Annotated in this window: 11 protein-coding genes; 7 read left to right on the top strand and 4 right to left on the bottom strand. The window is 29.8% G+C overall.

The genetic code is table 11. The annotated features are described in order from the left end of the window. The first annotated feature begins 37 nt into the window (after window positions 1-37). From CDLVIII_RS06210 to CDLVIII_RS06190, 5 genes are all read left to right on the top strand, one after another. Complete coding sequence (locus tag CDLVIII_RS06210) at window positions 38-466, top strand: RNA-binding protein (RefSeq protein ID WP_242835845.1); 429 nt, start codon at window positions 38-40, stop codon at window positions 464-466. 736 nt (window positions 467-1,202) lie between these two features. Next, window positions 1,203-2,372, top strand: a complete 1,170-nt coding sequence (locus CDLVIII_RS06205; RefSeq protein WP_009168579.1) for a galactokinase — start codon at window positions 1,203-1,205, stop codon at window positions 2,370-2,372. Between the two features lie 188 nt (window positions 2,373-2,560). Next, on the top strand, window positions 2,561-3,553 hold the full coding sequence (gene galE, locus CDLVIII_RS06200; RefSeq protein WP_009168578.1) for a UDP-glucose 4-epimerase GalE: 993 nt from the start codon (window positions 2,561-2,563) through the stop codon (window positions 3,551-3,553). 155 nt (window positions 3,554-3,708) lie between these two features. Beyond that, window positions 3,709-5,214 (top strand): UDP-glucose--hexose-1-phosphate uridylyltransferase, encoded by a 1,506-nt coding sequence (galT, locus tag CDLVIII_RS06195; RefSeq protein ID WP_009168577.1) that lies wholly within the window; start codon window positions 3,709-3,711, stop codon window positions 5,212-5,214. A 71-nt stretch (window positions 5,215-5,285) separates the two neighbouring features. After that, entirely contained in the window at window positions 5,286-6,299 is a 1,014-nt protein-coding gene (locus CDLVIII_RS06190) for a LacI family DNA-binding transcriptional regulator (protein WP_009168576.1), read from the top strand. A 212-nt stretch (window positions 6,300-6,511) separates the two neighbouring features. Here CDLVIII_RS06190 and CDLVIII_RS06185 read toward each other — a convergent pair whose 3' ends face one another. Beyond that, on the bottom strand, window positions 6,512-7,465 hold the full coding sequence (locus CDLVIII_RS06185) for a methyl-accepting chemotaxis protein (protein ID WP_009168575.1): 954 nt from the start codon (window positions 7,463-7,465) through the stop codon (window positions 6,512-6,514). A gap of 317 nt (window positions 7,466-7,782) precedes the next feature. On the opposite strand from CDLVIII_RS06185, the gene CDLVIII_RS06180 reads away from it, so the two are divergent. Continuing rightward, window positions 7,783-9,207 (top strand): putative DNA modification/repair radical SAM protein, encoded by a 1,425-nt coding sequence (locus CDLVIII_RS06180; protein ID WP_009168574.1) that lies wholly within the window; start codon window positions 7,783-7,785, stop codon window positions 9,205-9,207. Window positions 9,208-9,209: 2 nt separating this feature from the next. Continuing rightward, complete coding sequence (locus tag CDLVIII_RS06175) at window positions 9,210-9,962, top strand: TIGR03915 family putative DNA repair protein (protein WP_009168573.1); 753 nt, start codon at window positions 9,210-9,212, stop codon at window positions 9,960-9,962. 131 nt (window positions 9,963-10,093) lie between these two features. On the opposite strand, the gene CDLVIII_RS06170 is transcribed toward CDLVIII_RS06175, so the two are convergent. From CDLVIII_RS06170 to CDLVIII_RS06160, 3 genes are all read right to left on the bottom strand, one after another. Further along, window positions 10,094-10,657, bottom strand: coding sequence for a carbonic anhydrase (locus CDLVIII_RS06170; protein WP_009168572.1), 564 nt, complete (start codon window positions 10,655-10,657; stop codon window positions 10,094-10,096). A 96-nt stretch (window positions 10,658-10,753) separates the two neighbouring features. Then, on the bottom strand, window positions 10,754-11,800 hold the full coding sequence (locus CDLVIII_RS06165) for a galactose ABC transporter substrate-binding protein (protein WP_009168571.1): 1,047 nt from the start codon (window positions 11,798-11,800) through the stop codon (window positions 10,754-10,756). 247 nt (window positions 11,801-12,047) lie between these two features. Continuing rightward, entirely contained in the window at window positions 12,048-13,106 is a 1,059-nt protein-coding gene (locus CDLVIII_RS06160; RefSeq protein ID WP_009168570.1) for a galactose ABC transporter substrate-binding protein, read from the bottom strand. Window positions 13,107-13,129 lie beyond the last annotated feature (23 nt).

The following is a 13,129-nucleotide window of genomic DNA, read 5'->3' as shown; positions in this document are numbered from 1 at the left end:
TGCTTCCATTTTTAACGGTATTACGGGAGGAAATAGAATGAATAATCCTATGATGCCTAATCAAAATAGCCGGGATGGAACAAATCAAATGAATGGTATGAATAATCCTAATATGATGACTGGCAATCCATTATTAAATATGCTTATGGGCGGCCTAGGTGGCGGCATGAATGGTATGAATGGAAATCCATTAATGAACATGTTAATGGGAAACATGGGAAATAACATGGGTGGTGCTAACAATAACAACAACATGGGCAACAACAGCGGCAACATGGGTAATAGCAATGGTAATCCACAATTTAATAATGGAAATAATGCTAACATGAATGATATTGGTTCACTCTTAAATATGCTTATGGGCAATCAAAATGGTATGAACCCTAATGGTATGAATATGAACAATATGAATAACATGAATGGCATGAATAATAATTCAGGTAGAAATTCTCATTCCAAAAGATAATGAGAATGCTAATAGGCAGCTTAAAACTTAAGCTGCCTATTTGGATTTATAGGTAAACATGTTTGGACTTAGACTTATGTTATAGCTAACCGAAATTATAAATATTTTTATTCCGAAAAACTATGAAAACATCGCTGAAGGTTCTAAGTTGCAGGTTGCATCCACATTAGCATGCTCCAACTTTTAGTTTGACAAGCTAATGTGGAACAACCTACAACTAAGAACCTTTAACAGCTCATTTTCAAATGTTTTCTTCACAAAAATATTTATAATTTCTAGTGGAGATATCAACTTAATGACTAAGAAATATAATAGACAAGATTTATTTTCTTCATACGTCTCGCCCATAAAAGTTCTTAATGTGAGCTTGTTCTATTTGCTGTTTGTCACCAACTTGTTTCGAAATGGGTGCATACTCACATTTACAACTTTCAGCGAAAGTTTCTCAAGCCCTGTGGAATAAGAATGTATGTGATTTCGGTAAGCTACTACATGAGCCTAAGTTTAAAGTTAGATATCTATGTAGAACTAATATATAGATTAAAATTAAAGTGCAATATAGAAACTGATTACTATATATACTTAGTATATAAGCTAGGTCGCTTAAAACCTGTTGTTTCCTAATAGATTAGTCACTTTATTTTATATTTGGAAATTAATTATAAAAAATTTTTTCATAACTATTTACTTTTTTATAGTAAGCGGTTACTATAGAATTATAAAGGAGGAATAAAGTATGGAAAATATTAATGTGTTAAAAAATAATTTTATTGAACTATTTAATAAGGAAAATGAAAATGTTTTCTTTTCGCCAGGAAGAGTTAATTTAATTGGTGAACACACTGATTATAATGGAGGTCATGTATTCCCATGTGCTCTTACTATTGGAACTTATGCTCTGGTAAGAAAAAGAGATGATAAGAATGTATTAGTTAGTTCTTTAAACTTTAAAGAGTTAGGAATTATAGAATTTAGTTTAGAAAATATGATTTATGACAAACAACATGATTGGGCTAATTATCCTAAAGGAGTAATTAAAACTTTTGAAAATCATGGATTTAATATTCCTGCTGGTTTTGAAATACTTTTCTATGGTAATATTCCAAATGGTTCTGGTTTATCTTCCTCTGCTTCAATCGAAGTATTAATGGGAGCTATATTAAATGACCTATTTAACTTAAACATTGATATGGTGGATATAGTTAAAATGTGTCAAGAAGCCGAAAATAAATTTATAGGTGTGAATTGTGGAATAATGGATCAATTTGCTGTTGGAATGGGAAAAGATAATTGTGCCATTCTTCTAGATTGCAACACACTAAATTATTCTTACAGTAATATAAATATGGACGGCTATAAAATAGTAATCGCTAATACTAACAAAAAACGTGGATTAGCTGATTCAAAATATAATGAAAGACGAAGTGAGTGTGAAACTGCCCTAGCAGAAATTCAAAAAATCAAAAATATAACTTCCCTTGGTGAGCTTACAGAAGAAGAATTTGATCAAATAAAAAATTGCATTTCTGATCCAATAAAAATAAAGAGAGCCAAGCATGCAGTTTATGAAAATAGAAGAACATTAAAAGCAGTAGAAGCCCTAGAAAAAAATAATTTATCATTATTCGGAAAACTTATGAATGATTCTCATGTTTCCTTGAGAGATGATTATGAAGTTACTGGTGTAGAATTAGATACTTTAGTTTCTTTAGCTTGGAAAACAGAAGGTGTAATAGGTGCTCGTATGACTGGTGCAGGTTTTGGCGGCTGTACAGTCAATATAGTGCAAGAAAACTGCATCGATTCTTTTATTGAAAAAGTTACAAAGGAATATACTGATAAAATAGGCTATGAACCAAGTTTCTATGTTGTTAGTATCTCAGATGGTGCGAGAAAATTAATTTAGGCCCATGAAAAATTTATACTCTATACGTTGAATTGTAACAAAAGAGGTTTATCATAATATATATGCTCTAAATTTATTAAACTTCTCATTTTTAAAGTTATACTGTTGATAATTATTACAATATAGTGTAAATTTAGATGAATTAGCTTTTTAGAGCATATATTTTTAAGAATAGAGGAGATGTTAATATGTCAATTTTAGTTTGTGGCGGAGCTGGATATATAGGTTCACATACAGTACATGAACTTATAAAACAAAATAAAGATGTAATTGTAGTTGATAACCTACAATCTGGTCATATCAAAGCCGTAAATTCAAAAGCAAAATTTTACAAAGGTGATATAAGAGATTCTGAATTTTTAGATAAGGTTTTTTCTGAAAATAATATTGAGGCTATAATACATTTTGCTGCTAATTCCCTAGTTGGAGAAAGTATGGAAAAACCATTATTATATTTCAATAATAATGTATATGGTATGCAAATTTTACTTGAAAGCATGGTAAAACACGATATTAAGCATATTGTATTCTCTTCAACTGCAGCTGTATATGGAGAACCTAAGAAAATTCCTATACTTGAAGACGATGAAACACATCCTACTAACACTTATGGTGAAACAAAACTTACTATGGAAAAGATGATGAAATGGGTTAATAAGGCTCATGGAATAACTTTTGTCTCTTTAAGATATTTTAACGCAGCTGGTGCGATAGAAGATGGAAGCATTGGTGAGGATCACTCTCCTGAAAGCCACCTAATACCATTAATTCTTCAAGTTCCTCTAAAAAAGAGAGAGGCCATCACTGTTTTTGGAGAAGATTACGATACTCCAGACGGAACATGCATTAGAGATTACATTCATGTACTTGATTTAGCAGATGCACACATAAAAGCTGTTGATTATTTACTAAAGGGTAATGAAAGTAATATTTTTAACTTAGGTAATGGAGTTGGCTTTAGCGTAAAAGAAATGATAGATTCAGCGAAAGAAGCTACTAATGAAGAAATTAAAGTCATTATAGGTGACAGAAGAGCTGGAGATCCAGCAAGATTAATTGCTTCAAATGAAAAAGCAAAGAAAATATTAGGCTGGAACCCTAAATATACAGATGTTAAAGATGTAATAAGTACCGCCTGGGGATGGCACAAAACTCATCCAAATGGCTTTGAAGACAGATAATAAATACTAGTTATGAATTATAAGTTAGGAGTTTAAGGAAGAAAATCCTCAGGCTTTTCAAAAAACATTTTAAGAAATCCCCAAGTTGGGGATTTCATCTTTAACTTATAACTTATTATTTATAATTCATCACTAAAAATCAGGGAGGTTTTAGCATGGTAAATATAAACCTTGAAATAAACAGACTTATAAACTTTGCATTAAATAAAAAACTTATAACTGCTGAGGATATGATTTATTCTACAAATATGTTGCTTGGCACATTAAATTTAAATGAATTTGAATTCATTAATATTGAAGAAAATTTAGAAACTCCAGCACCTATTTTAGAAAATATTTTAGATTATGCTTGTGAAAAGGATTTACTAGAAAATACTACTACTGAAAGAGATTTATTTGACACAAAAATCATGAACTGCGTAATGCCAAGACCTTCAGAAGTCATAAATAAATTTAATGAATTATATAATTCATCCCCTGAAAGGGCTACTGAATATTATTATAATTTAAGCATAGCTTCAAATTACATAAGAAAAGATAGAATTGATAAAAATATTATCTGGAAAGCACCTACTGAGTATGGTGATCTAGATATAACTATAAATCTGTCTAAACCAGAAAAAGATCCAAGAGATATAGCCAAAGCTAAATTAATTAAATCAAGTTCTTATCCAAAATGTCTATTATGTAAAGAAAATGAGGGCTTTTATGGCACTTTAAATCATCCTGCCAGGCAAACTCATAGAATTATCCCTTTAGACTTTGGAGAGAATCAAAAGTATTTCTTGCAATACTCTCCTTATACTTATTATAATGAGCATTGCATAATCTTAAACGATAACCATATACCTATGAAGATAAATAGGGATACTTTTAGAAACCTATTAATATTTACAGACATACTTCCCCACTATTTTGCCGGTTCTAATGCAGACCTTCCTATAGTTGGCGGTTCTATACTTTCTCATGATCATTATCAAGGCGGACACTATACTTTTGCCATGGAAAAGGCTTCTGTAGAAAAAAGTTATTCTATTTCAGGATATGATGATGTAGAAATAGGCAGAGTAAAATGGCCTATGTCTGTTATTAGACTTTCTAGTAAAAATAAAAATCTATTATTAGATTTAGCAGACCGTATATTAATTTCCTGGAGAAATTATTCTGATGAATCTGTAAATATATTAAGTCATACTGAAAATGAACCTCATAATACCATAACTCCTATTTCAAGAAAAAGAAATGGTAAATACGAACTTGATTTAGTGCTTAGAAATAATAGAACAAGTGATGAACATCCACTTGGTATCTTTCATCCACATAACGAAGTTCATCACATAAAAAAAGAAAATATAGGACTTATAGAAGTCATGGGGCTTGCAGTTCTTCCTGCAAGATTAAAAATAGAACTGAATATATTAAAAGATAAATTAATTAATAAGGTAGCAGATATTTCGACTGATGAATCCATATCCAAACATTCAGATTGGTATAAATATCTTCTAAAAAAATATCCTAATATATCTTCTGACAATGCTTACGACATATTAAAATCAGAAGTTGGTTTTAAATTTTTAGAAGTATTATGCCATGCCGGAGTATTTAAAAGAAATGAACAAGGATTTGCTGCTTTTGATAAATTTGTAAGTCATATAAAGTAATACATCAGATATGCTATATATAACTTAATATTTTATGAATATAGCAAAATACATTATGAGGTGGAATAATTATGAAATTAACTATAGCAGATGTGGCTAAAAAAGCAAATGTATCCGTTGCAACTGTTTCTAGAGTAATGAATGGGAATTATCCTGTAAAAGAAGAAACTAAAAAAAGAGTCTTAGAAGTAATAGAAGAACTAAAATATATTCCTAACATGCAGGCACGCGAGCTTACTAGGCAGAAATCATCTACTATAGGTGTTGTAGTTCCAAGTATTAATAATATGTTTTTCCCTGAAGTTATTAATGGTATACAAAACATCCTAAAACTTAATTCCCAATCTCTAGTTTTAGTTTGCAGCGAAAATGATAAAAAAGAAGAACAAACATGTATTAACAATTTACTATCTAGAAATGTATCCGGAATAATTGTTATAGATCCAAATACCGAAAATATTAAATCTAAATTTTATAATAATATATCAAAGCAAACTCCCATAGTCTTTGTCAATGGACATTCAGTGTCTGCAAATATTTCATCTGTTGCCAATGATGAAGCAATGGGAGCAAGTATGGCATTAAATCACCTCTTGGAAAACAATCATAAAGATATCTTATTTGTCAGGGGAAAAGATAGTTACTCTTACGATATAAAAGAAAAAGTATATAAAGAAACAATGACAGCACTAAATAATTTTAAACCCGAAAATATTATCAACATAGGTAATGGAAACAGCAGCGAAACTGTTGATAATACTCTTAATATTTTTATAGATGTATTAAAAACTTCTTCCGCTACTGCTGTTTTTGCATGTAATGACCTTATGGCTGTTGGAGTTCTTAATGCCTGCAAGAAATTAAATTTAGAAGTACCTGCTAAATTATCTATAATAGGATTTGATAATATAGATTTAAGCAAATTTGTAGAACCCAAACTGACTACCATCGATCAAAATATGTTTCTCCTTGGAACAAATGCAGCCATTTTATTATTAGAAAAAATAGATTCTAACAATTCTTTAAGTAAGCGTATAATACTCATAAATTCTTTAATTGAACGCGATACTGTAAATTCTATATAATCATAAAATTTAATCTTTTATATCTTACTTATTTAATATTAGAATAAAAAAACAAGCTTATAGAATTAAAGCTTGTTTTTATGTTTAAGTATTTAATTTAGATTCTATAGTAACTATATATGTTGCTATTAAAAATTTACAATGTACAATTGTAAACTGTACATTGCAATATATATAACTGATATTTTATTAAGATGATTTTGGTTTATTAATTATCCTCTCACATAATCAGATATATGCGATACGCTTTTTTCTAATTTCTTATCTACTTTTCCTGCTTCTTCAATATGTTGTGTAATTTGATTATTAGTTACTGTAAGAATATTATTAACTTCGTTTATTGTATTAAATGTTTTATCAACATTATTTTTTTGTGAGTTAATTGTGTTAATTAATTTTCCTGCTTCACCTTCAACACTATTAAATGAATTTAAGGCTTCCTCTATCTTTTCAAGTGCACCTTTTGACGAGGTTACACCTTCTGTCACTACTAATGTACTTTTTTCAACACTCTTCAATACCTCTCTTGTTTGTGTATCTATTCCACTGATTAACTTAGTTATATTACTACTGCTTTCACCAGTCATTTCTGCTAATTTTCTAACTTCATCGGCAACTACTGAAAAACCTTTTCCCTGCTCTCCCGCTCTGGCAGCTTCTATTGCTGCATTAAGCGCAAGAAGATTTGTTTGCGATGCTATTCCACTAATCAATTGAGCTATTTCTCCAATTTCCTTAAGTTTTTCACCTAAAGAAGTAATATTTTTATAGGTATCTTTCGTTTCTACGTCTAGGTTTTCAATTACCTTAACCATGCCTTCAATTGACTCTTTACCTTCAATTGATTTTCCCACAGTATTTTTTGTAGCATTTAACAAATTTTCTCCTTGGTTATGCAGCTCATCTGTTGAACTATTAGTCTGCTCAGTTAAATTTAATACTATTTTCATTTGCTTTTCAATTTGTCCAGCTAACTCTGCAAGCACATCATGTTCACTGTTAACTTTATTATGTTGATTTATTATATCTTCAATCTGAACACTAATTTTCTTTAAAAATTCTATTGTATCAGTATTTTTTGTTTGAGTTTGAATTTTTTCTTCATCTAAATGTTTTTCTTCAACAAATTCATTTTCTGTACTTTTTCTCTTGAAAACATTAATCATATATATCCCTCCAATATTTGTTATAGATATCAAGCTTTGAACTTAACTTATGTGGTAGCTTACCGAAATCACAAAAATTTAATAAGAATAGATAATTATTTTATATACAAATCAAATTTCTAAGTTATATATCTATATATTCAATAATTATGTTATCGAATAATTTTATAAAAACTAAATCTAAATAATGAAGAAATATGCGTATTATAAGTAAAATCTAGGTTAAAATTACTTATTGAATTAGAACATACATTCGTATATAATATTATACAAATGTATGTTCTATAAATCCTCACTTATAAAGGAGTGTTAAGATAATGGACCTAATGGAAAAATTAAAAGTTTTATCTAATGCAGCTAAATATGATGTATCATGTTCTTCATCCGGCTCAAAAAGAAAGAATACTAATAATGGAATAGGTAATGCTTCTGAAAGTGGTATTTGCCATAGCTTCACCCCTGATGGCCGCTGCATTTCCCTGCTTAAAATATTATTTTCTAATGATTGTGTTTTCGACTGCAAATACTGCATAAATGGTGCCTCAAGAGACTTTTTAAGAGTTAGTTTTACTCCTGATGAAGTTTGTGAGCTTACTATCAATTTTTACAAACGTAATTATATAGAAGGACTTTTTTTAAGCTCTGCTGTAATCAATAATCCTAACTATACTATGGAACTATTACTTAAAACTGTGAAAAAACTTCGTATTGATAAAAAATTTAATGGATATATTCACCTTAAAGCGATACCTGGTGCTGATGAAGCTTTAATTGAAAAAGCCGGAATCTATGTTGATAGAATGAGCGTTAATATAGAACTTCCCTCAAGTGACAGCCTTAAACTCTTAGCTCCTCAAAAAAGTAAAGATAAAATTTTAAAACCAATGGGCGTAATTAAAAATTCCATAAATAATTATACTGAAATGAAAAAAAACATAAAGAGTACTCCCCTTTTTGTTCCTGGGGGACAAAGTACTCAGCTAATTGTTGGAGCTACTCCTGAAAATGATGGAAAAATACTCAAGCTTTCAGAAGCTCTTTATAGCAAGTACAGTTTAAAAAGAGTTTATTACTCCGCTTATGTTCCTGTAATTAAGGATAACAAACTGCTTCCAGATATAACTCATCCACCTATGCTTAGAGAGCATAGACTTTACCAGGCTGATTGGCTTCTTAGATATTATGGCTTTAAGGCAAAAGAACTTTTAAAAAATGATGATGACAATTTTGATTTAAATTTTGATCCTAAAACTTACTGGGCTTTATCAAACTTAAATGAATTTCCTGTAGAAATTAATAAAGCTCCTTATGAGAAATTATTACGCATCCCTGGTATAGGTGTGACTTCTGCTAAAAAAATCTTAAAAATTAGGAGAGTTCATAACTTGACCTTTGAAGACTTGAGAAAACTGAGAATAACCCTTAAAAGAGCAAAATATTTTATTACCTGCAACGGTAAATATCATGGTAATGTTTTATTTGATCATATTAGAATAAAAAATAAACTTTTAGAAGGGTCTATTTCAAAAACTGCAAATATAAATCCTGATCAGATATCATTTTTTGACAGCTTCTCGTTAGATGAGACATATACACCTTCTGGAATCATCCTTCCTAATGGTTATGATTTTTCTTCTAATGCAATTAACCACAATAAAAATGTATCATCAAATTTTTTATTACCTAAAGTTAATGCTATTAGCTTAGGCGAAAAAATTACTGCAATAAACGGAGAATTTTAATTATGTTAATTTACATTTATGACAATACTTTTGAAGGGTTATTAACTGCTGTATATAATGGTTTTTACTCAAAGAATCCACCTGAATTTATTTATAGTAAATCTGAATCTAATATCCCTCTTTTACTAGGAGAAATTATTGAAGTGACAACTGATGAAATTAAATTTAATAAAGTCAAAAATGCAATTATAAATACGATAGATCTTCTTGCATTAAAAAAAATATATATGACTTACTTAAGCAATTATAAAGATAAATCCATTCTCATCTTTAATTATTTGAAGATAGCATTTAAGCTTAAGCATGAGGTTCACAGTTTTCTTAATATTGATGTAATAAGGCTTGTTGATGATATAAACAGACGGGTTATGTTTGAATGTCACAACTTTGAAGGTTTTATAAGATTTAATTATCTTGATGAAAAATTCTTATATGCTTCTATAGAACCTGACAATGATATTTTAGAGCTTATTGGAGAGCATTTTAAGAAAAGGTTCCCTAAGGAGTATTTTATTATTCATGATATCTCTAGAGAAAAAGCCTTAATATATGATACCCTTTCCTATGAAATTATAGAAATGGCTGCAGATATATATGAAAAGCTTAGACTTCATAATGATGAATATACAGAACTTTGGAAAACTTATTTTAAAGCAACAACTATTGAGGAAAGAAAGAATCTTAGATTACAGCGCAGAATGATGCCAAAAAGATATTGGAAACACATACTAGAAACAGATGCTAGTGATAAATGATAAATTAAGAGTGGCAAGTTTAGGAAGAAAAAACCTTAATATCACAATTAATATTTTACAGGAGACGCAGAACCTTCTCCTTGTAGTTTCCTCCTAAAGCTTATCATTTATTACTTACTATTTGTCACTAGTTATTGTTTATCTCCGTTTATTATAACTTCAAGTTCTCCTGTTTCAGGACTGATAAGTAAGCCATGCACCCTTACCTCTTTAGGAAATAATGGATGGTTTTTTATCATTCTTACACTTTCCTTTATTGACTCCTCAACTGATTCAAATCCACGAAGCCATTTTTCAACATTAATCCCTGCATTATTTAAGGTTAATATAGTTTCTTGTTTTATGCCTCTATTTATCATTTTATCTACAAGACTTCTTGTATCCAGATTGCTCATTCCGCAGCCATGATGCCCTATTACAAAAACATCTTCCGCACCAAACTCATACACAGCGACTAATATACTTCTCATTACTCCGCCAAATGGATGCATAACAGTTGCCCCTGCATCTTTAATTATTTTTGCATCACCATTTTTTATGTTCATTGCCTTTGGTAGTAACTCTGTTAATCTAGTATCCATACATGATAATATAGCCATTTTCTTCTTAGGTATCTTAGTTGTTACATATTGTTCATAGTCTTTGTTTTCAACAAATCTCCTGTTGTATTCGATTATTTCTTCTAATTTACTCATTTAGCCCCACATCCTCATTAAATTTATTTTTCAATCTAGTTTCCGTAATTTTATTTTATTATTATAATATTATATTAACTTTAAAATATTGTAAAGCTAACTATTGTTTTCTATATATTCTCTATAAGGAATACGAACAGAAACTCCAGTGCTATCAAATTTATATTCTGTACCTTCAAGTGGAGGCCTATTATGAACTAAATTCATTCCAATATCATAGACTGCTTTTGTCATCTCATATGCATCTTGAATAACTGTTCCTGCCATTTCTCCCTTTCTAATTAATTCTCTTGCTTCTGGTATAGCATCAACTCCAACTACTGGTATGGTCTTATTTACATCTCCTTTGTTATACCCATATTTTTGTAATACTTCAATAGCCCCTATTGCCATTGCATCATTATTAGAAATTATAGCTTCAATTTTATCACCATTTTGCAGAAACACTTGTTCCATTGCCACTATGGCTTGATTTTTATCCCAGTTGCAAACTTTTAAAGCTAGTTCCTGAGTTTGTATTCCTGCATCATTAATTGTTGATACAGAATACTTAGTTCTTCCAATTGCCTCTAAATTATCCTTATTTCCCATTAAAATAACATATTGCATTATATTATCATGATTTTTATCCATGGCTGCTTTATTTTGATTCCACAACCTTACAAGTATTTTCCCTTGAAGCATTCCTGCTTCTTCTGGATTTGTTCCAACAAAATAAGCTTTATTGTATGACCTAAGTGCATCCATATTAGGTTCTTCTATGTTAAAAAAAACTACTGGAATGTTTTTCACCTTAATTTTATTAATGATACTTTGTGTTTCTTTAGGATCTATTATATTTATTAATATAAGATCTGTATTTCCTTCTTCTAGTACATTATTAAGTAACTTGTCTTGCTCTGCCTGATTATTTTTAGAATCATAAAAATTAAATTCTATTTTTCCTTTATCTTGATTTTGAATATTCTCCAAATTCTCCTTTAGCAACGCATTATATGGATCAGCTGGTTCACGTAACAATACACTAGCTCTAACTGGTCTATTCGTTTCCGCTTGGGCATATGCAGCTGGACTATAAAAAAATACCTCAATGATTGATGTTACAACTACAGTTACTATTAATATCTTCCTTAATAATTTCATTTTAGCCTCCATATTATCATTATCTATTAAAAGCTAATTTTATTATGCGTATTAGTAAAAGCATTTATGCTAATAGCACAAATAAGACATTTTACAGTTACTAATTTACAATATATAATTAAATAAAAAAAGCCTTTACGGCTTTTCTTATTCTTGATTATATTCTTTCATTATTTATAATTTCACTTTATCAATTAACAATTCCGTATATAATATAAATTTACGCGCATCTGAAATAATCGTTATATTATTTACCTTCTAAAAATGAATCTACATTTTGGCTTGTGACTTCAGTATGAGAAGTTCTAATATATTGTCCCTTTTCTAATCCATCAACTGAATTGATATTTCCATGTGTAGCTAATGTATATGCAATATTGAAAATGCCCTCTGCCTGTTTTTTTGAATCATTATAAATAGTTCCAATCATGGTTCCATTCTTTACTGCTTCTAAAGCTTTAGGAATTCCATCAACACCAACTACTAGAGGTCTATTTTTTACATTAGCATTGTCTAATGCGTATATAGCTCCAAGTGCCATATCATCATTATTACTGAATACCACCTCAATTTTATCACCAAAATTCTTAATCCATTGTGTCATTTTTGTGGTTGCCTGAGCATTTTGCCAATTTGCTGTATCATCTGCAAGCTTTTCTAATTCGATTCCACTTTGAGTTATAGTTTTAATACAATATTCAGTTCTAATTAAGGCATCCTGATGACCTGGTTCTCCCTCAAGCATCACATATTGAATCTTTCCATCCCCATTTTTATCTACATTTCTGCTATTTTCTTTATAAGCATTTATAATAATATCTGCCTGCATTTCCCCTGATTGTTCCGCCTTAGCTCCTACATAATATAATTTATTCCATCTTTCCATATCTTCTTCCACTGGTTCACGATTAAAGAAAACAATCGGTATATTGGCTGCCTTTGCCTTGTCAATAATAGTTGATGCTGCAGTTCTATCAACCAAGTTTACACATATAACATCGTAATTTTGAGCAACAAATTTATCTACTTGATTATTTTGATTAATAGAGCTTCCCTTTGCATCCAAAACATCTATGCTCATTTTATATTTGCCTTCATTTTCTTTTTCCTTTTCTTTTGCGGCTTCTTGAATATTTTGAGCAATTAGGGAGATAAATGCATCATCCTGCCTATACAAGGTCACACCAATTTTTATCTCTTTAATGTTATTATAACTTCCTGCCTTTACATTTGCGTCACATGCTGATAATACATTAAATACTGAAATTATTGCTAAGAATCCTGATAATTTTTTAATTAACCTCACTATAAATCCCTCCGCAATATATT

The organism is Clostridium sp. DL-VIII (assembly GCF_000230835.1).
Lineage (GTDB): Bacteria > Bacillota > Clostridia > Clostridiales > Clostridiaceae > Clostridium.
The sequence above is the reverse complement of the archived record's forward strand: the minus strand, read 5'-3'. Positions and strand labels throughout refer to the sequence as shown.